Origin of the sequence: Peptoniphilus sp. BV3C26, assembly GCF_000478985.1 — a bacterium.
GTDB classification, from domain to species: Bacteria; Bacillota; Clostridia; order Tissierellales; family Peptoniphilaceae; genus Peptoniphilus_B; species Peptoniphilus_B koenoeneniae.
In genome coordinates this window covers 38,817-57,213 of the sequence record NZ_AWXB01000057.1, presented here as the reverse complement: position 1 = coordinate 57,213, position 18,397 = coordinate 38,817, and the positions used below count along the sequence as shown (strand labels likewise).

Here is an 18,397-nt window from a genome sequence, read left to right as displayed (position 1 = left end):
TATGAGAAAAAATTTAGACAAGGAAATGTTGGAATTAAATACAGACATGCTTGAAATGTCAAGACTTCTTGAAAAAGCTATAAATGGCATATTAATGGGTATACAAAATAAGGATGAAGAAATTTTTAAAGATTTTGACAAAATAGTATCGGAAATAGGAGACCTGGATTCAAAAATTCAAAGTAATTGTTTGAGAATTTTATTGGAGCAACAACCTGTGGCAACGGACTTCAGAAGAGTAAGCGCAGGACTAAAAATGATAACCGACATAAAAAGAATAGGGGATCAATGCAACAATATTGCAAAAATAATACTTGAAACAGATAGTGACAATGATTCCAAAATGTTTTTTGAAATAGAAAAAATTTCAAGGGCAACATCAGATTTAGTAAAAGAAGCAATATATGCCTTCATTAGAAATTCTGCAGAAGATGCACAAAAAGTAATTGAAATGGACGATGCTGTGGACCAAGAATTTATAAGAATTAAAGAAGCCATGGTTGAGGAAATCAGAAAGGGCAAGTTTGATGCAGAACTTATTGTAAACATAATAATTATTGCCAGATATTTTGAAAGAATAGCTGATCACGGTACAAGAATAGCAAGATGGGTAATATTTTCAATAAAAGGTGAGTAGATGAAAATTATTGTAATTGAAGACGATGATGATATAAGAAAACTTATAGAATATGCTTTAAAAAATGCGGATTTTAAAGTTGAAGGATATGAAAAAGCAGGAGACTTTTTTTCTGCAGAAACAGATGGAGATTTGTTTTTGCTTGATATAATGCTTCCTGATATGGATGGAATACAAATTTTACAAAGATTAAAAAAATCTACAAAATATAGAGAAACGCCAGTGATAATGCTTACGGCAAAAAATTCTGAATTTGATATTGTAAATGCTCTTGACAAGGGAGCAGATGATTATATAACAAAGCCCTTTGGAGTTATGGAATTAATTTCCAGAGTAAAAGCCATGTTAAGACGTGCCTATAAACAAGAAGAAAAAATTGTTTATAAAAATCTTTCCATTGACGAGAATAAAAGAGTTTTGAAAAAAGACGGACAAGAAATTTATTTAACCTTTAAAGAATTTGAAATAATGCTTACCATGATGAAAAACATAGGTCTTGTTATGACAAGAGAAAGTCTTCTTGAAAATATATGGGGATATGATTTTCAAGGAGAATCAAGAACGGTGGATATGCACATAGCATCTTTAAGAAATAAAATAGGAGAGGGATATATTCAAACTGTAAGAGGGCTTGGATATAAAATGGAATAATGAGAAAAAAAATATTCAGACAACTTCTGGTCCTGGTTTTATATGCTTTAATATTTTCAGCTTTCTTTTCAACTCTTATGTATTACAGATTTTATAGAAATCAAATAAGTGATTCTTTAAGAGATCAATCAAACTTTTTAGTTGAAACTTATAAAGAAGATCCAGCTGCAATAGAAAAGATTAAGCTGGGAGATTTGAGAATAAATTTAATAGATAAGGAAGGAAAAGTTTTATACGATTCCATAAAGGATGCTGATAGTCTTGAAAACCATAAGGATAGACCGGAAATAAAAGAAGCCTTTGCAAGTGGCAGGGGTAAAAGCGTAAGATACTCAACAACTTTCGGGAAAGACACCATGTATTATGCAAACAGGGTGGGAGAAAAAGTTATAAGAGTTTCAAGGGATATGAAGTCTGTAATTTCAGTATTTCAAATAATTATTCCCGGAGAAATTTTAATAGTAATTTTCTTATTTTTAATAAGTATTTCCATATCAAAGCGAATGACAACAGGTTTAGTAAATCCAATAAGAGATGCCATTCACAATCCTGAGCTGGAAATTTATGAAGAATTAAATCCATATTTTAGAAAAATTGAAGAACAACAAAAAGAAATCAACAATAGATTAGTTAAGGAAATGGAGCAGAACCAAACAATTTCCACAATACTTTCCAACATGAACGAGGGACTTATTATTTTTGACAAAGAAAAAAGAGTTCTTATGATTAATGATTCTGCAGTTAAAATTTTAAAGCCAATAAAAAAATCAGTTGGTTCTCATATTTTGGAAATCACCAGCTCTGAAACTTTAATAGAAGGAGTAAATGAAGCTTATAAGAACAAATATGTTTCAGGTGATGTAAGCTTTAACGGAAAAATTTACGGATATTTTATAAGCCCTTCATCAAAGGATCCCAAGGCAGGAGTGATTTTGCTTCTTGCAGATAAAACTCTTGAAATTTCTTTGAGAAAAAGACGTGATGAATTTACATCCAATGTAACTCACGAACTTAAGACTCCCCTTACAACAATTTCAGGTTTTGCAGAGCTTCTTTCAAAGGGAGTTGAAGAAGATAAGACAAAAGAATTTGGAGAAATAATTTTTAAACAATCCCAAAGACTTAGAGATTTAATAGATGATATTTTGAAAATATCAAAAATTGAATCAAAATCGGAAAAAGATTTTACTCTTATAGATTTAAAAGCTCTAGCTTCAGACTTGGTAAATCAATTTGTAATAGAAGCTGACAAAAAAAATATAGAGTTAAATTTTTATGCTGAGCCTATTACCATAAGAGCCGATAAAGAAATGATGACTGAATGTTTTGAAAACCTTCTTTCCAATGCAATAAAATACAACAAAGAAAATGGAAAAGTTGATTTTACCATAAAAAGAGAGGAAGATTTTTGTCTAATAACCATAAGTGATACAGGCATAGGCATAAAAGAAGAAGACATTGACAGAATTTATGAAAGATTTTATGTTGCAGATAAATCGAGAAATAAAAAAACAGGTTCAACAGGACTTGGGCTTTCAATTGTAAAACACATTGTGGATGTTCACAAGGGAAAGATAGAGTTAGAATCTCAAATAGATGTGGGAACAAAATTTAAAATATTTTTACCTTTATAAAATTTATAAAAAATTAAATTCGCTGATAAAGTTCAGCGAATTTTTTATTTTAAATTTTACTTTATTGATATTTAAGCTTTACCATCGGCAAAATTAAAATTTAGTGTATAATTACATTATGAAAAAAACAAAATTAATTAAGGGCGACCTTATTGTTATAGGCCTTATACTTTTAATAGCAGTTTTAAGCGGTCTTTATACATGGAATACAAATAAGACAAGTTCAAATTTAAGTCTTGTGGTTAAAATAGACGGTAAAATTTATAAAAAATATAAATTGGATAAAAGTTTAGTTGGAAAAACCGCAAAGATAGACAGTAAATACGGTCACAACACTATAAAATTTACAGAAAAGGGTGCAATTATGTATGAAAGCGACTGTAAGGATAAACTTTGCATGAAAATGGGAGAAGTAACAAGGACCGGTCAGTCTATTATATGTCTTCCCAACAGACTTGTTGTGGAATTAAATTCTGATAAAAATGATTTGGATGTGATGTTAAATTGAAAACAAAAAAATGGGTTTTTCTTTCTCTTTTAACGGCATTAGGACTAGTCCTTGGACTTTTTGAATCGCAAATTCCCCTTCCAATTCCCGTTCCTGGAGCAAGACTTGGTCTTTCAAATATGGTAGTTTTAATAACAATATCTGTTTTTGGATATAGAGAAGGCTTTGCCATTGCTCTTTTAAAAAGTCTAGTATTAGTTTTAATAACAGGAGGAGTTTCAAGCTTTATATTTTCCTTTACAGGAGCACTTTTATCCTCTATTGCTATGATACTTGCCCACAAATTTTTGTTGGGGAAAATTTCTCTTATAGGAATTTCAGAAATAGGATCTTTTTTTCATAATTTTGGTCAAATTGCAGCGGCAACCTTTGTATTAAAATCTTCTGCAATTTTTGCCTACTTTCCCTTTCTTGTTATTACAGGAATTTTTACCGGATATTTTGTAGGCCTTGGATCTATATATGGTTCTGAAAGTTTAAATAAAATTAAGGCGGTAAGATAATGAAAATAATACTGGCATCAGGTTCACCAAGAAGAAGAGAAATTTTAAAAAGAGATTTTGACTTTGAAATAATTTCCCCAAAAATTAAAGAAGATAAAGACCATTATGAAGATGGAGAAAGTCTTGTTATGGCCCTTGCCTACGAAAAAGCCTACCAAGTTGCAAAAAATTACAAAAATTCACTAGTAATAGGCGCTGATACTTTAGTCATGAGAGGCTCTCAGCCTTTAGGTAAGCCTAAAAACAGAGAAGATGCATATAATATGTTAAAGAGCCTTTCAAACATAAAGCACAGAGTCATTACGGGCTTTGCTTTAATAAATTTAGATAAAAAAATAAAGTATGTTGATTTTGAATCTTCTTATGTATATTTTAAAGACTTAAAGGAAAAAGACATAATAGCTTATCTTGATACAGGAGAATATAAGGACAAGGCAGGTTCTTATGGAATCCAGGGCTATGGTTCAAATTTAGTTTTAAAATATGAAGGGGATTTTGACAATATTGTAGGTCTTCCCTATAAAAGAATTAAGGAGTATATAGAAAAAATAAATGGCTAAAAAATTTACCTTAAAAGATATTCCGCCTGAGGACAGACCCCAGGAAAAATTAATGGCATACGGATCTAAAGTTCTTTCCAACGCAGAGCTTTTGGCACTAATAATAAGAACAGGAACAAAAGAAAAAAATGCCGTTCAAGTTTCTCAAGACCTTATAAATCAAATAGGGGGACTTAAAAATTTAAACAAGATAAGTTTAAAAGACCTTCTTAATACAGATGGAATAGGTAATAGTAAGGCTGCAATGATAATGGCTTCAATAGAACTTTCTCTAAGACTTAATGAAAGAAAAGAAAAAGGGGAAAAACTCACAAGCCCCGAAAAAATTATTGCCTTTGCAGGAGAAGAACTAAAAAATCTTCAAAAAGAAATTGTAAGAGTTGTAATTTTAGACACAAAAAAACAATTTATAAGCTACAGAGATGTTTCCATTGGAACAATAAATATGAGTCTTATTCATCCAAGAGAAATTTTTAAAAGCGCCATAGACAATATGGCAGACACTATTGTAATTATGCATAACCATCCTTCAGGAGATCCAAGTCCTTCAAAAGAAGATATGGAAATTACAAAAAGACTTAAAGAAGCAGGAAAAATTATAGGCATAGAAGTTTTAGACCACATAATTGTAGGAGACTATGGCTACTACAGTTTTTTGGAGCATGGAAATTTATGATTGAAAACAATGTGCAAAAGAAAATATATATAGACGAAAAATTTAAAACAGCCCTGATTTTTGATGGAAGAATCAGGGATATAATTTATTATGATGAGGAAAATATTTTAAAAAACATCTATCTTGGAAGAGTTACTAGAATAATAAAGTCTATGAACGCAGCCTTTATAGATGTGGGCTTAAAAGACAATGTATATTTAAACCTTGATGATGAAAAAGAAAATATAAAAGAAAATCAAACCCTTATAATTCAAATAAAAAAAACCGGAGAAGATAAAGGACCAAGAGGGACAAGAGAAATATCCCTTCCAGGAAAAAGTCTCGTATATTTTCCTAAAAACAATTTTGTAAAATATTCAAAAAACTTTACTAAAGAAAAAAAAGAAGAATTGAAAAAAATCTCTTTAGAGGGAATTGTTTACAGAACTGAAGCTCAAAATTTTTCTAAGGAAGAAATAAAAAAAGAATATGAAGAATTAAAAGAAAAGGCAGAAAAAATATTAGGAGAAGAAAAATTTTTACCTGTCCCCAGACTTCTTTACAGGGAAGATATTTTAGACAGATTTATTCATGAACACCCTTATGATATAGTTACAAACTCAAAAAATATAGAAAAGGCCTATAAAAATTTAAGAAAAGTTGAATTTGAAAAAAATTATTCCATAAAATATAACCCTCAAATAAACAAAGATTATTTAAAATTATTTGAAAGAATTGTCCATATAAATGATGGATCAAATATTTATATAGACTACACAGAAGCCATGACGGTAATAGATGTGAACTCATCTCAATCAACGGACTTTAAAAACTTTGAAGACTTGGCATATAAAATAAATTTAAAAGCCATAGAAGAAATAGCCCTTCAAATAAAACTTAGAAATATAAGCGGCATAATAATGATTGATTTAATAAATATGAAAGATGAAAAAAATAGACAAGACATTTTGAAAAAAATGGAGGAGGAATTTATAAAAAATGATATTTCTCTTAACATTCATGGCTACACAAGTCTTGGAATTTGTGAATTGTCAAGAAGAAATCAAGGTCTATTGTTAAAAAATAAGCTATGAAATATAAAAACATAAAAGAAGGAATTTTTCTTGAAAGGCAAAATAGATTTATAGGCTTTGCAAAAATAGATGGTCATATAGAAAGAGTTCACATTCCAAACACAGGTCGCTGCAAAGAAATTTTAAGAAAAGATGCAAGAGTTTTATTGGAAAAATCTGACTTAAAAACAAGAAAGACAAAATATTCTTTGGTGAGTGCCTATAAAGAAAATATTTTAATAAATATAGACTCCCAGGCTCCCAATAAAATAGTAGAAGAAGCCATAAAAAGTGGAAAAATTTTTCCCCAATATAAAAATTCTTATAGGAGAGAAGTAAAATTTTTAAATTCCAGATTTGACTTTGCCTTTTATAAAGAAAAAGATCTTTGCGGTTTTTGTGAAGTAAAGGGAGTTACCCTTGAAGAAAATGGCCTTGCCATGTTTCCAGACGCTCCAACTCTAAGAGGAAAAAAACATCTTTTAGAATTAATAGAGGCGAGAAAAAGAGGTCTTGATGCAAATGTGCTCTTTCTTATTCAATTTAAGGGAGCAGATTCCTTTAAGGCAAATGGAGAAAGAGATGAGGCTTTTGCGAAAACTTTAAAAAAGGCAAAAGAGGCTGGAGTAAAAATTCACGTTTATGACAGTAAGGTTACCTTTGATCAAGTTGAATTTTCAGAAAAAATTAAATATGAAATTTGACCCATGTTTTAAAAATATGGGTTTTTATTTTATAAAAAACCATAAAACCTTGACTTTTAAAAGTTTTATTAGTAATCTGTAAATGATAAGAATTATTGGAGGAAATATGATAAGAGATGAAATAAGAGACTCCATAATTGCTGAAGGCGGAAAAGAATTTCTAAGCTGCGGTTTTGAAAAAGCTTCTCTAAAAAATATTTGTAAGGGAGCTAATATAACAACAGGCGCTTTTTATAGAAGATTTAAATCAAAAAAAGAACTCTTTGAAGAAATTGTATCTCCTACGGTAAAAGCAATGGAGGAAATGATTAAAGAAAATTCAGGAAAAAGTGGCTTAATTGAAAAGATTTTACACAACTCACTTGATTATGCAACTCTTTCAAAATTTTATGATGATTGCCAAAACTTAAGGTTACTTTTAAATTGTTCCGACGGCACAAAATATATAGACTATCCTCATATGATTTCACAAGAACTGACAAAAGCTACAAAAAATTATATAATTAACTTAAAAGGAAAAAGCCTTATTCCCGACAAAGAGTTGCATATGTTTATGAGTGCTTATGTAAGTGCGCTTTTTGAAGCTGTAGTTCATTCATACACAGAAGATGAAATTAAAAACTTTCTTGATAGTGTAAATAATTTTTTCAACTGGGAGGGAATTTTAAGCTTAAATAAGACGGAGGAAAAATGAAACTTGTATTAATAAGACATGGTCAAAGCCAGTGGAACAAACTTAATTTATTTACAGGCTGGAAAGATGTAGACCTATCTGAAGAAGGAATTGAAGAAGCAATAAGAGCAGGAGAAAAAATAAAAAATGAAAATATTTTATTTGACATAGCTTTTACATCAATGCTAACTCGTGCCATAAAAACTTGTAATTTAGTTCTTGAACATTCAGATCAACTTTATGTTCCCACCTTTAAAACATGGAGATTAAACGAAAGACACTATGGAGCTCTTCAAGGCCTAAATAAAAAAGAAACAGCTGAAAAATATGGAGATGAACAAGTTCATATTTGGAGAAGATCATACACAACACCACCGCCAGCTCTTGATAAAGATGATGAGAGAAGCGCTCATAGGGATCCTCGTTATAGGAATGTACCCCAAGAAATTATACCAGACTTTGAATCTTTGGAGCTCACCCTTAAAAGAACCCTTCCCTATTGGATGGATCAAATTGCACCAAAAATTATAGAAGGTAAAAATGTTCTTGTAGCAGCTCACGGAAATTCCATTCGTGCCATAACAAAGCACATTGAAAACATAAGTGATGACCAAATAACTTCTCTTGAAATTGCAACAGGACAACCTATTGTATATGAAATGGACAAGAATTTAAAAATAATATCTAAAAAAATTTTATAATATCTTAAAAAACTCTTCTAAGAAAATAGGAGAGTTTTTTCTATATAAGTTTACATATAAAATTCACGATTTCTATGATAATATAGAAATAAGGTGAGAAGATGAAAGGTATATTTGTAACCTTTGAAGGACCTGACGGTTGTGGAAAAACTACAATTGCAAGTCTTTTATATGAAGAATTAAAAAAATTAAATAAAAAAGTTTTACGCACAAGAGAACCAGGTGGAACTGAAATTTCAGAAAAAATAAGAAATATTATTTTAGATCCTCAAAACACAAAAATGGATTATAGGACAGAAGCTCTTTTATATGCAGCAAGTAGAGCCCAGCACGTTCATGAAAAAATAATTCCCGCCTTAGAAGAAGGCTATATTATTCTTTGCGAAAGATTCGTTCTTTCCTCCATAGCTTACCAAGGTTATGGAAGAGGACTAGGAAAAGGCGTTGAAACAATAAATGATTTTGCCACCGGGGGCTTAAAACCGGATTTAGTATTTTTATTTAAAGTAAACTCAGAAAAAACTTTACTTAGAAAATTGGCAGACGGTGGAGACAGACTGGAAAGAGAAGATATTTCATTTCATAAAAAAGTTCAAAGGGCCTATGAAGATTTAAGTAAAAACAAAGATTTTCAAATTATAGATGCTTCAAGGTCAATAGAAGAAGTTTTTAATGAATGTTTGGAAAAATTATTGGAGTTGATAAAATGAAACTTGTAGTAGCAATTGTACAAGATGCCGATTCCGACAACTTGATAGATAAAATAACAAAAAAGAATTTTAGAGTTACAAAGGTAAGCTCTACTGGAGGATTTTTAAAAAGCGGAAACTCCACGATACTTTGTGGAATAGAAGATCAATCCTTAGATGAATTATTAAAAATAATTGAAAACAATTGTAAAACAAGAGAAATAATAAAAACCATTCAACCTATGGGAATACCTGGTCAAGCCCTGGCAGCCTTGCCTGTAAAAGTAACTGTTGGAGGAGCAACGGTATTTGTCCTTGAAGTTGAAGACTTTAAAAGGTATTAGGTGATAATATGAAGATGATAATTGCAATAGTTCAAGATAAATTTGTAGATGAACTTTTAGATAAATTTTTTGAAGAAAATATTTCAGTAACAAAAGTATCTTCTTCAGGAGGCTTTTTCAAATCTGGAAATACAACTCTTTTTTTAGGGGTTGAAGATGAAGAATTAGGTCATGTGGACTCAATTTTAAAAGAAGTAACTCAAACAGAAGAAATAAAAGACGAAAGGGGCAACTTTGAACTTAGCGGTGCAACAATTTTTGTCCTTGACGTTGAAAAGAGTATGAGAATTTAATGTTTGTAGGGAATTTAAACTTAACCCAAGAATTAAAAAATAATAAAGAAATTTCCCATGCCTATATCTTTGCAGGGCCGGAAGGAATCGGGAAAAAAACCCTTGCCATTTGTTATGCAAGAAAAATTTTAACGGGTAAATTTAAACTTGATACAGACGGTTTTGCTCATCCGGATTTATTTATACTGGAAAAGGAAAGAGTAAAAAAATCCGACATAGAAGAATTAATAGAAGATAGTTATAAGCTACCCTTTGAAGGTAAAAGAAAAGTTTATATTATAGACGGTTTTGAAGAAGCAACAAAGGAAAGCCAAAATGCTTTTTTGAAAACTTTGGAAGAACCTCCAGAATATCTTACGATTTTTTTAATTACAAGTGATCTTGAAAGAATCCTTGATACAATTCTTTCAAGATGTAGAACTTTAAATTTCAACGGGCTTTCTCAAAATGAAATTGAAGAATTTTTAATAGATAAGGGAATAAGAAAAAACGCTAGACTTTTTTCAAAAATATCAGGAGGCTCTTTAAAAAAAGCCCTAGCCTTAAATCAAGGGGAAAATTTTGAAAGAAGACAAAAGACAATAAAAAATCTTTTAAAAATTTTAAAAGGATCTAAAGAAGAAATTTTTAAACAATATAATTTCTTTGAAGAAAATAAGGATGATCTCCAAGAAATATTTGAAACCTTAAGCCTATTTCTTAGAGATTTAGCAGTTTATAAAAGCACAAAAAATGTAAATAACATTTTGAACATAGATTATATAGAAGAAATAAAAGGTCTGAATTTAAGTACAAAAGAAGCCTTAGAAGCTTATAAAATTTTAGAAAAAGCAAGAAATAATTTTAAAAGCAACTTAAATTTCAGATTAAATATAGAAAATATGCTCATGAAGTTAGGAGGACTAAATGATTGACGTATCAGGAGTAAGATTTAAAAAAACGGGCAAAATATATTATTTTGACCCAAGAGATATAGATACAAAAATAGGCGATAATGTTATAGTTGAAACATCAAGGGGAATTGAATACGGAACAGTTGTAATCAAAAAAGAATTAAAAGAAGAAGAAATTTTAACGGAATTAAAGCCCGTTCTTAGAATTGCAAGCCCGGAAGATGATTTAAGACAGCTGGACAACAGAAACGATGCAAGAGAAGCTCTTATTATTTGTGAGAACAAATGTAAGGAGCATAAATTAAATATGAAATTAATAGGCTGTGAATACACCTTTGATAGGGGAAAACTTCTTTTTTATTTTACAGCAGATGGAAGAATAGATTTTAGAGAACTTGTAAGAGATCTTGCATCAATTTTCAGAACCAGAATTGAATTAAGGCAAATAGGCGTAAGAGACGAAGCAAAAAAAATCGGAGGCCTTGGACCTTGTGGAAGGCCCTGTTGCTGCAGAGCATTTTTGTCAGAATTTTCGCCAGTATCCATAAAAATGGCAAAGGATCAAGAATTATCCCTAAACCCTACAAAAATATCCGGACTTTGTGGAAGACTAATGTGTTGTTTAAAATATGAACAAGACGGCTACGAATGTATATTTAAAAAAATGCCTCGCCTGGGAGAATTTGTAATGACAGATAGGGGAGAAGGAACTGTCATAGACAAGTATACAATACAAGAACTTGTAAAAATTCAATTCCAAAATGGAGAAGACATAGAAGTTGAAATAAGAGATCTTGACCAAATAAAAAGAAGCGGAAAAATGAACAAGAACTTTACACAACTTAACTCATCTCTTAAAGATGAAGAAGTTAGAGAGAGCGAACTAAAAGATTTGGAGGAATGACCTTGATTTATCAAGGTCTATTATTTTATGAAAATTAAATTATTGATTCAAAAAATCCATAGTAAAATAAAATTATTTTTTTATAAAAAATTGGGAAATACTGACGGGGCTATAGAAATAGGAGCTTTTATTTTAGCAGCAGTTTTAACCTTAGCATCATCATATTATCTGCAAGACCTTTTAAATAATAAATATCTGGGCTTTTTAATAGCCTTCGCTTTTATATTTTCTTTAGTGAGAATTATTTTGTATTTACTCGAATTTCCTATAATTTACATAAAAAAAATAAAAAGCAAAAATATAATATTATTTTCAGCTACAAGTTACGCAAGCTATAAACTCATATATGATATGCCGGGAATGGAAGAATTTACAGACCTTCAAAATTATTTAATAATTTTTTTAGTAATCCTTTTATTTTTTCTCTTTTCAAAATCTTTAATAAGCTTAATAAAAAATAAAAAAATCGGCTTTTTTATAAGCTTTATAATTTCTGCCATGCCTATGATTTTAATTTTATACTTTTTATTTACTCCAGGGTTTTCAAAATTTGAAGGGAAGATAGAAAATTATAAAAAAGGTCCAGAAAGCCCGGAAAAATATTCAGTAATAGAAAAAGACTATCAAGGAGGTCAAGTAAACCTCATTCCCTATGTTCATTACACCGGCAGAACAAAAAAAGTAAGAGATAAAATATTGGGAGATCAACTTATAAAAACTCCCATAAAAGGAAGAATTTACCTTCCAGATAATAATAGAGAAAATGCCATAGTCTTTATATTTCATGGAAATCACAGGGCAACGGAAAAATCCCACTTAGGATACGATTACTTGGGAAGATACCTATCAAAAAGAGGAATAGGACTGGTGTCAGTAGACATGAACATATTAAACGGTCTTGACTATTTCAGCCTTTCAGATGAAAATGACGCAAGAGCAATCTTGGGTCTTGAAAATATAAAGTATATCTTGGAAGAATCGGAATTTAAAAACAAAATAAAAAAAGAAATATTCCTAGGAGGTCACTCAAGAGGGGGAGAAGCTGCAAGTCTTGCCTGCTATTTTAATAATTATGGAAAAAATCCAGAAGATGCTACAAGAAAATTGGACTATAACTTTAAAATAAAAGGGCTCATAAACTTGGCTGCAACCTATGGACAATATAAACCCACAAACAAAAACTTAGCCCTACAAAATATAAATTACCTGGTCCTTCATGGAACAAATGATTATGACTTAGACACTTTTGAAGAATTGGCCCTATATAGAGAAATAAAAAACACAGACGAAAACCTATTTAAAGCCGCAATCTATATAGGAGGAGCAAACCACGGAAACTTTAATACCAGATGGAAAGATATGGACACAGATTATATAGAAGGACTTTATTTGGAAAAATCAAACCTTTTTAAAGGGGAGGACCAAAGAAAAATAACCTCCATCCTAATAGAAAACTTTGTAAATAAAAGCCTAAACAAAGATTATGATCAAAACATCTTTTATGACATAGAAAAATCTCAAACAGCCTATCCTGATGGCACATATTATCAAATGTATTCAGAAGGAAATGAAAAAATCCTTATGGATTTTGAAGAAGACAATAATATAAACACAGGCAGCCTTAAAAATTCAAAATTAAGATACACAGGCTTTACAAAAATAAGAGAAAAAAATTATGACTTAGTAGAAGATCACCAAGAGACCCTATTAAGTTTAAATTTTAATGAAAAAGGCCTCCTTGAATTTTTACCTCAAGAAAATTTAAAAATGGAAAATTATTTTTCCATAGATCTTAAAAAAGACAAAAACATAAAAATATCTTTAAATATAAGAGATAACTACGGGGAAACGGGAGTAATATCATTGGAAGATTATAAAAAATTAAAAGAACCATATAAAGTACAAATGACAAAAATTGAAACTTTAAGGGACAATTATACCTACACATCCTCTCTCGAAACAGTAAAAGTTCCCATGGAAGATATAAAAAAGAAAAATCCTAAAATAAATATCGATAAAATAAAATATATAGACTTAATCTTTGAAGGTAATGGAAATGTAGAAATGGATGGAGTAAAAATAAAATAAAAATAAAAATCTTTTATGTTTATTAAAAAACTTTAAGGGTAAATAAATAACATAAAGGATGGATTAAAATGACAAGGACACAACTAATTAATAAAATTGACATTGATGAAATAAATGCCAAAAAAAATATATTTTTTCTCATAGGTGATATGGAAACAAACAGAGAAAAACTTATGGATATCTTTAACAAAAAAAGTTGCGACTACTTTGACTCAGTAACTTTTAAATATAACGGTATAAGTCTTGTATTAAAAACAAAAGATATACCAAAAGCCATAAAGAATATCACCATGGAAGATATAGAAATATACAGTGTCTATGAAATTTTTTGTCCAATTTAATAATAAGGGAGGATAAAATAAAACATGGAAAAAATATTTGAAAAAGTTAATGAACAATTTAATTTTGAACTTGAATCAGGTTACATCTATTTAGCAATGTCAAACTATTTAAAAAGACTTGGCATGGACGGATTTGCACACTTTATGGATAAACAAGCCCATGAAGAATACGAACATGCAAGAAAATTGTATAACTTTTTAGTAGAAGTTGACTATCCGGTAGAATATAAAGAAATACCAAAACCGGAAAAAAATTATGAAGATATAGCAGACGTATTTAAAAAAGCTTATGCTCATGAACAAGAAGTAACCAGAAGAATAAGAGATATATATAAAGATGCTCACGGAGAATTGAACTTTGAAGTAATGGGACTTTTAGATTGGTTTATAAAAGAACAAATCGAAGAAGAAGATAACTTTAGAGGAATAGTAGAAAAGTTTGAAAGAATAAACGGAAACTGGGGCGGTCTATACATCTTTGATCATGAACTGGGACAAAGATAAAATATAAAATAAAAAGTAAAATCCATTGAAAAAAACTTCAGTGGATTTTTTTATGTCTAAAATAAAATTTTTTACTTAGACCATAAAAAATAAAAGTAAAAATTTACATTTATTTTATAATTATTAATAAAAAATTATATTTTTTATTTTAATTAAAGTATTTCTTATGTATAATAAATTTGGAGGAAAATATGGGAAAAGAAGAAAAAAAATTTAGAAAAGTAAAAATAATTGCCAATCCTCTTTCTGGAAGAGAACAGGCTTTAGATAAAATAGTTGAACTTGTAAGACTTATGAGTAAGGATGAATGGGATATAAATCTTTTGTTTACTCATAAAAGAGGTGACGGTTCTCGCTTTGCAAAAAATTATAATGGAGAAGATTTAATAATTGCCTGTGGAGGGGACGGAACTTTAAACGAAGTTGTAAACGGCTTGGTTAAATCAAAATCTGAGGTGCCTCTTGCAATTTTACAGGCAGGAACTGTAAATGATTTTGCAAATTATTTTAAGCTACCTGAAGATCCGGAAAAATTTTATAAAATGCTTAAAAATTTCAAAACTAAAAAAGTTGATGTAGGTCTGGCGGGAGACAGGATTTTTGCAAATGTTGCTGCTGGAGGAATTCTTACGGAAGTTGCCTATAGCGTTCAGGATGATCAAAAAGCAGTTTTAGGACGTATGGCTTATTATCTTGAAGGTCTTAAGAAAATGTTTCAACTTAATTTTGAAAAGGATAAGTTTCTTAAAATTAACATAAATTGTAAAGAATATAAGGGCACTGAAAATTTATTTTGTTTTTTAATTGCCAACACCACCTCTGTAGGGGGCTTTAAAAAAATAGCTCCTGAGGCAAAGGTAAATGATGGATACCTTGATGTAATTCTCATTAAAGAACCTACGGCTTTTGATATTCTTGAAATAGCTCCTGCAATTTTAACGGGAGATCATGTGGGTCATGATAAAATTATTTATATAAAGACCAAGGAAATAGAATTTTCTTGTGATGATAAGGATGTAGTTATAGATTTAGATGGAGAAAAATCCGGCTCTCTTCCTATGAATTTTAAAATTTTGGAAAAGGCTCTAAATTTAATTGTACAAGCATAGGAGGTAAATTATGGCGTCTACAATTAAAGATGTTGCAAAGATGGCTGATGTTTCGATTTCTACAGTTTCAAGAGTTATAAATGAGTCAAAGCCTGTAAGTCCCGAAGCTAAAAAAAGAGTTCTTCATGCGATAGAAGTTCTTGATTATAAGCCAAATGAAGTTGCCAGAAGTCTTGTTACTAAAAAATCAAACTTAATTGGCGTAATTGTAAGCGATATAGGCTCAAATTATGTTGCACAAATTTTAAGAGGGGTTGAAGAAATAGGTCGTATGTATAATTACGATATTATTCTTTCAAGTTCCTATGGTGACGGACAAATTGAGGTTAAATTTGCAAAACTTCTTCTTCAAAAACAAGTTGAAGGCATTATTGTAATTTCAGATACTTTAAATAACAAACTTTTATATAAGTTAGAAGAATCTAAAAAACCTTACATTGTTCTTAATAGATTTTATAATATTGATGAACATTATTCCGTTGGCATAAATAATAAAAAGGCAACTTATGATATGACTAAATATTTAATTGAAAAGGGCCATAAAAACATTGCTTGTTTAATTGTTAGAAAAGATTTTGACAGAACTGAAGAAAAATATAAGGTTGAAGGTTACAAAAAAGCCCTTGGAGAAAATTCTTTAAAGGAAAATATTATTGAGCTTAATGGAATCAAAGAAAATGATATTGAAAATGAAATAGAAAATATTGTTGAAAAGATAAAAAAGGAAAAGTTATCAGCTCTTATTTGCAGCCAAGATGAAATTGCAATTCATGTTTCCAACTATTTAAGTGACAGGGGCATAAATGTGCCGAAAGATGTTTCTGTAACAGCTTATGGTGGCTCTTACATTACAACAATTCACAGGCCTAAACTTACTGCTGTAAAAGTTCCCTACTATGATATAGGCGCTGTTGCCATAAGGTCTATTTTAAAAGAAATCAAAGGAGAAAGCGATAGCGAAAATGTTATGCTTCCTGCAAGAATTCTTGAAGGACAATCTGTTAAAAAGTTTTAAAAGTAAAAACCCTTTGAGGGTTTTTATTTTTTTACAAAATAATATTTCTTCAATTAAATATTCCTTGCAAGGCAGGACTTGTAATTATATAATAGCAATGATTATGAACAGATAGCCTATCTGTTCAATAACTGTCATTAAGATGGAGGAAAAATGAAGTTAACTAAATTATATATGCCAACTCTTAGAGAAGTACCTTCAGATGCGGAAGTTGAATCTCATAAACTTCTTTTAAGAAGTGGTATGATTAGAAAAGCCACATCCGGAATTTATACCTATCTTCCTTTAGGATATAGAGTTGTTAGAAAAATTGAACAGATTGTAAGAGAAGAGATGGACAAATCCGGGGCTCAAGAAATTTTAATGTCTGCAGTTCAACCAGCAGAAATTTGGCAAGAGTCAGGACGCTGGGAAAAATACGGACCGGAAATGTTTAAACTTAAAGATAGAAATGGAAGAGATTTTTGTCTTGGACCTACTGCAGAAGAATATTTTACTGAACTTATAAAAGGAGAGGTTAATTCTTATAAGCAACTTCCCTTAAATTTATATCAAATTCAAACTAAATATAGAGATGAAAAAAGACCAAGGTTTGGCATAAATAGAGCTCGTGAATTTATTATGAAAGATGCTTACAGCTTTGATGTGGATAAAGAATCCATGGAAAAAGCTTATATGATAATGTACCGTGCCTATGAAAGAATTTTTGACAGACTGGAACTGGAATATAAAGTTGTAGAAGGTCAAAACGGTCCTATGGGAGGAAATAAATCTCATGAATTTATTGCTCTTTCAGAAACGGGAGAAGGTAGAATTGGATATTCAAAAACTTCTCAAATTGCTTATTCAGATGAAAAAGCTCCTGTTAATTATACTTTCACAGATGATTCAGAGCCTAAAGATTTGGAAAAGGTTGAAACAAAAGATACAACAAGTATAGATATGGTTTCAAAACTATTAAAAGTTGAAAAAAATAAGTGCTTAAAGGCTATTGACCTTTTAATAAGTGGAAAACCTGTTTTCGTATTTATCCCAGGGGATAGAGAACTGAATTTTGAAAAACTTTCTGAATTTTTAAATGTTGCTGAACATGAAATAGAAGTAATGGATGAAGAAACTATAAAATCATGTGGAACCTACCCAGGATTTACAGGTCCTATAAATCTTAAAGGTCAAGTAATTATAGATAAAAGCGTTACAAAAATTGCCAATTTAGTAGTTGGAGCAAATGAAAAAGACAAACACTATATAAATGCCAATTACAAAAGAGATTTTCAAGGACAAATAGCAGATGACCTTTTAATGGTTAAAGAAGGAGATATAATTCCTGGAACAAATGAAAAATATGAGTTTGCCAGAGGAATTGAAGTTGGAAATATCTTCCAACTTGGAACAAAATACTCTGAGGCTTTAAATGTAACCTACCTTGATGAAAATGGAAAAAGCCAAAACTTTTATATGGGTTCTTATGGAGTGGGAGTTACGAGAAGTATCTCCGCTATAATTGAACAATATCATGATGAAAACGGAATTATTTGGCCTCTTTCAGTTGCCCCTTATCAAGTAATAGTAACTGTTATAAATCCTAAGGATAAGGATCAAATGGAACTTGGAGAAAAAATCTATGGAGCTGTTGAAAACTTAGGCTATGAAGTTATTCTTGATGATAGAGATGAAAGAGCCGGAGTTAAATTTAAAGACAGAGATTTAATAGGAATACCTTTAAGAATCACAGTAGGTAAAAAAGCCAAAGACTCCATAGTGGAATTTTCAAAGAGAAGAGATGGAGTAAATTTAGAGATTTCTGCAAAAGAAGCTGTTGAAAAAATAAACAATATTATTATTGACAACTTTACAGGAGATTTGGCAGTAAGCCTTGAAAAAATGGTTAAAGACGGTCAATAATTTAAAGTTTATA

22 protein-coding genes are annotated in these 18,397 nt (G+C 30.2%); all 22 read left to right on the top strand.

Annotated features, from left to right (window positions below):
- Position 1: 1 nt before the first annotated feature.
- The 22 genes from phoU to HMPREF1253_RS06305 all read left to right on the top strand — a co-directional run bounded on the left by phoU (position 2) and on the right by HMPREF1253_RS06305 (position 18,384).
- Positions 2 to 637, top strand: a complete 636-nt coding sequence (gene phoU / locus HMPREF1253_RS06410) for a phosphate signaling complex protein PhoU (RefSeq protein ID WP_023055969.1) — start codon at positions 2 to 4, stop codon at positions 635 to 637.
- The gene (locus HMPREF1253_RS06405; protein ID WP_023055977.1) at positions 638 to 1,288 is read left to right on the top strand and encodes a response regulator transcription factor; all 651 of its coding nucleotides are present in this window, start codon (positions 638 to 640) and stop codon (positions 1,286 to 1,288) included.
- The gene (locus tag HMPREF1253_RS06400; RefSeq protein WP_023055926.1) at positions 1,288 to 2,922 is read left to right on the top strand and encodes an ATP-binding protein; all 1,635 of its coding nucleotides are present in this window, start codon (positions 1,288 to 1,290) and stop codon (positions 2,920 to 2,922) included. The genes HMPREF1253_RS06405 and HMPREF1253_RS06400 overlap by 1 nt, the downstream gene beginning before the upstream one ends.
- A gap of 118 nt (positions 2,923 to 3,040) precedes the next feature.
- Positions 3,041 to 3,430: a NusG domain II-containing protein gene (locus HMPREF1253_RS06395; RefSeq protein ID WP_023055991.1), complete on the top strand. Its 390-nt coding sequence runs from the start codon at positions 3,041 to 3,043 to the stop codon at positions 3,428 to 3,430.
- Positions 3,427 to 3,933: a Gx transporter family protein gene (locus tag HMPREF1253_RS06390; protein WP_023055906.1), complete on the top strand. Its 507-nt coding sequence runs from the start codon at positions 3,427 to 3,429 to the stop codon at positions 3,931 to 3,933. The genes HMPREF1253_RS06395 and HMPREF1253_RS06390 overlap by 4 nt, the downstream gene beginning before the upstream one ends.
- On the top strand, positions 3,933 to 4,493 hold the full coding sequence (locus tag HMPREF1253_RS06385) for a nucleoside triphosphate pyrophosphatase (protein ID WP_023055905.1): 561 nt from the start codon (positions 3,933 to 3,935) through the stop codon (positions 4,491 to 4,493). The genes HMPREF1253_RS06390 and HMPREF1253_RS06385 overlap by 1 nt, the downstream gene beginning before the upstream one ends.
- On the top strand, positions 4,486 to 5,169 hold the full coding sequence (gene radC, locus HMPREF1253_RS06380; RefSeq protein WP_023055963.1) for a DNA repair protein RadC: 684 nt from the start codon (positions 4,486 to 4,488) through the stop codon (positions 5,167 to 5,169). Before HMPREF1253_RS06385 ends, radC begins: the two co-directional genes overlap by 8 nt.
- The gene (locus HMPREF1253_RS06375; RefSeq protein ID WP_023055947.1) at positions 5,166 to 6,242 is read left to right on the top strand and encodes a ribonuclease E/G; all 1,077 of its coding nucleotides are present in this window, start codon (positions 5,166 to 5,168) and stop codon (positions 6,240 to 6,242) included. The genes radC and HMPREF1253_RS06375 overlap by 4 nt, the downstream gene beginning before the upstream one ends.
- Positions 6,239 to 6,925, top strand: a complete 687-nt coding sequence (sfsA, locus tag HMPREF1253_RS06370; protein WP_023055941.1) for a DNA/RNA nuclease SfsA — start codon at positions 6,239 to 6,241, stop codon at positions 6,923 to 6,925. Before HMPREF1253_RS06375 ends, sfsA begins: the two co-directional genes overlap by 4 nt.
- Before the next feature lie 106 nt (positions 6,926 to 7,031).
- Positions 7,032 to 7,619, top strand: a complete 588-nt coding sequence (locus tag HMPREF1253_RS06365; RefSeq protein WP_023055912.1) for a TetR/AcrR family transcriptional regulator — start codon at positions 7,032 to 7,034, stop codon at positions 7,617 to 7,619.
- On the top strand, positions 7,616 to 8,299 hold the full coding sequence (gene gpmA / locus HMPREF1253_RS06360; protein WP_023055935.1) for a 2,3-diphosphoglycerate-dependent phosphoglycerate mutase: 684 nt from the start codon (positions 7,616 to 7,618) through the stop codon (positions 8,297 to 8,299). Before HMPREF1253_RS06365 ends, gpmA begins: the two co-directional genes overlap by 4 nt.
- A gap of 101 nt (positions 8,300 to 8,400) precedes the next feature.
- Positions 8,401 to 9,009, top strand: coding sequence for a dTMP kinase (gene tmk / locus HMPREF1253_RS06355; RefSeq protein ID WP_023055985.1), 609 nt, complete (start codon positions 8,401 to 8,403; stop codon positions 9,007 to 9,009).
- On the top strand, positions 9,006 to 9,332 hold the full coding sequence (locus HMPREF1253_RS06350; RefSeq protein WP_023055974.1) for a cyclic-di-AMP receptor: 327 nt from the start codon (positions 9,006 to 9,008) through the stop codon (positions 9,330 to 9,332). The genes tmk and HMPREF1253_RS06350 overlap by 4 nt, the downstream gene beginning before the upstream one ends.
- 8 nt (positions 9,333 to 9,340) lie before the next feature.
- The gene (locus tag HMPREF1253_RS06345) at positions 9,341 to 9,625 is read left to right on the top strand and encodes a cyclic-di-AMP receptor (protein ID WP_023055976.1); all 285 of its coding nucleotides are present in this window, start codon (positions 9,341 to 9,343) and stop codon (positions 9,623 to 9,625) included.
- On the top strand, positions 9,625 to 10,539 hold the full coding sequence (locus tag HMPREF1253_RS06340; RefSeq protein ID WP_023055980.1) for a DNA polymerase III subunit delta' C-terminal domain-containing protein: 915 nt from the start codon (positions 9,625 to 9,627) through the stop codon (positions 10,537 to 10,539). The genes HMPREF1253_RS06345 and HMPREF1253_RS06340 overlap by 1 nt, the downstream gene beginning before the upstream one ends.
- A complete protein-coding gene (locus HMPREF1253_RS06335) occupies positions 10,532 to 11,422 on the top strand; it encodes a stage 0 sporulation family protein (protein ID WP_023055983.1) in 891 nt (296 codons plus the stop codon). Before HMPREF1253_RS06340 ends, HMPREF1253_RS06335 begins: the two co-directional genes overlap by 8 nt.
- 27 nt (positions 11,423 to 11,449) lie before the next feature.
- On the top strand, positions 11,450 to 13,510 hold the full coding sequence (locus tag HMPREF1253_RS09690; protein ID WP_023055927.1) for a S9 family peptidase: 2,061 nt from the start codon (positions 11,450 to 11,452) through the stop codon (positions 13,508 to 13,510).
- A 68-nt stretch (positions 13,511 to 13,578) separates the two neighbouring features.
- The gene (locus HMPREF1253_RS06325; RefSeq protein WP_023055894.1) at positions 13,579 to 13,851 is read left to right on the top strand and encodes a hypothetical protein; all 273 of its coding nucleotides are present in this window, start codon (positions 13,579 to 13,581) and stop codon (positions 13,849 to 13,851) included.
- A gap of 24 nt (positions 13,852 to 13,875) precedes the next feature.
- Positions 13,876 to 14,355: a ferritin gene (locus HMPREF1253_RS06320; protein WP_023055899.1), complete on the top strand. Its 480-nt coding sequence runs from the start codon at positions 13,876 to 13,878 to the stop codon at positions 14,353 to 14,355.
- 191 nt (positions 14,356 to 14,546) lie between these two features.
- Complete coding sequence (locus tag HMPREF1253_RS06315; protein ID WP_023055989.1) at positions 14,547 to 15,464, top strand: diacylglycerol kinase family protein; 918 nt, start codon at positions 14,547 to 14,549, stop codon at positions 15,462 to 15,464.
- Positions 15,465 to 15,474: 10 nt separating this feature from the next.
- Positions 15,475 to 16,479, top strand: a complete 1,005-nt coding sequence (locus HMPREF1253_RS06310) for a LacI family DNA-binding transcriptional regulator (RefSeq protein WP_023055908.1) — start codon at positions 15,475 to 15,477, stop codon at positions 16,477 to 16,479.
- 153 nt (positions 16,480 to 16,632) lie between these two features.
- Positions 16,633 to 18,384: a proline--tRNA ligase gene (locus tag HMPREF1253_RS06305; protein ID WP_023055949.1), complete on the top strand. Its 1,752-nt coding sequence runs from the start codon at positions 16,633 to 16,635 to the stop codon at positions 18,382 to 18,384.
- The last annotated feature ends 13 nt before the right edge of the window (positions 18,385 to 18,397 follow it).

Bases quoted from the DNA above. Each gene is read 5' to 3' on its own strand.
- phoU (WP_023055969.1), top strand. From the start codon at position 2: ATGAGAAAAAATTTAGACAAGGAAATGTTGGAATTAAATACAGACATG.
- HMPREF1253_RS06405 (WP_023055977.1), top strand. From the start codon at position 638: ATGAAAATTATTGTAATTGAAGACGATGATGATATAAGAAAACTTATA.
- HMPREF1253_RS06400 (WP_023055926.1), top strand. From the start codon at position 1,288: ATGAGAAAAAAAATATTCAGACAACTTCTGGTCCTGGTTTTATATGCT.
- HMPREF1253_RS06395 (WP_023055991.1), top strand. From the start codon at position 3,041: ATGAAAAAAACAAAATTAATTAAGGGCGACCTTATTGTTATAGGCCTT.
- HMPREF1253_RS06385 (WP_023055905.1), top strand. From the start codon at position 3,933: ATGAAAATAATACTGGCATCAGGTTCACCAAGAAGAAGAGAAATTTTA.
- radC (WP_023055963.1), top strand. From the start codon at position 4,486: ATGGCTAAAAAATTTACCTTAAAAGATATTCCGCCTGAGGACAGACCC.
- HMPREF1253_RS06375 (WP_023055947.1), top strand. From the start codon at position 5,166: ATGATTGAAAACAATGTGCAAAAGAAAATATATATAGACGAAAAATTT.
- sfsA (WP_023055941.1), top strand. From the start codon at position 6,239: ATGAAATATAAAAACATAAAAGAAGGAATTTTTCTTGAAAGGCAAAAT.
- HMPREF1253_RS06365 (WP_023055912.1), top strand. From the start codon at position 7,032: ATGATAAGAGATGAAATAAGAGACTCCATAATTGCTGAAGGCGGAAAA.
- gpmA (WP_023055935.1), top strand. From the start codon at position 7,616: ATGAAACTTGTATTAATAAGACATGGTCAAAGCCAGTGGAACAAACTT.
- tmk (WP_023055985.1), top strand. From the start codon at position 8,401: ATGAAAGGTATATTTGTAACCTTTGAAGGACCTGACGGTTGTGGAAAA.
- HMPREF1253_RS06350 (WP_023055974.1), top strand. From the start codon at position 9,006: ATGAAACTTGTAGTAGCAATTGTACAAGATGCCGATTCCGACAACTTG.
- HMPREF1253_RS06345 (WP_023055976.1), top strand. From the start codon at position 9,341: ATGAAGATGATAATTGCAATAGTTCAAGATAAATTTGTAGATGAACTT.
- HMPREF1253_RS06340 (WP_023055980.1), top strand. From the start codon at position 9,625: ATGTTTGTAGGGAATTTAAACTTAACCCAAGAATTAAAAAATAATAAA.
- HMPREF1253_RS06335 (WP_023055983.1), top strand. From the start codon at position 10,532: ATGATTGACGTATCAGGAGTAAGATTTAAAAAAACGGGCAAAATATAT.
- HMPREF1253_RS09690 (WP_023055927.1), top strand. From the start codon at position 11,450: ATGAAAATTAAATTATTGATTCAAAAAATCCATAGTAAAATAAAATTA.
- HMPREF1253_RS06325 (WP_023055894.1), top strand. From the start codon at position 13,579: ATGACAAGGACACAACTAATTAATAAAATTGACATTGATGAAATAAAT.
- HMPREF1253_RS06320 (WP_023055899.1), top strand. From the start codon at position 13,876: ATGGAAAAAATATTTGAAAAAGTTAATGAACAATTTAATTTTGAACTT.
- HMPREF1253_RS06315 (WP_023055989.1), top strand. From the start codon at position 14,547: ATGGGAAAAGAAGAAAAAAAATTTAGAAAAGTAAAAATAATTGCCAAT.
- HMPREF1253_RS06310 (WP_023055908.1), top strand. From the start codon at position 15,475: ATGGCGTCTACAATTAAAGATGTTGCAAAGATGGCTGATGTTTCGATT.
- HMPREF1253_RS06305 (WP_023055949.1), top strand. From the start codon at position 16,633: ATGAAGTTAACTAAATTATATATGCCAACTCTTAGAGAAGTACCTTCA.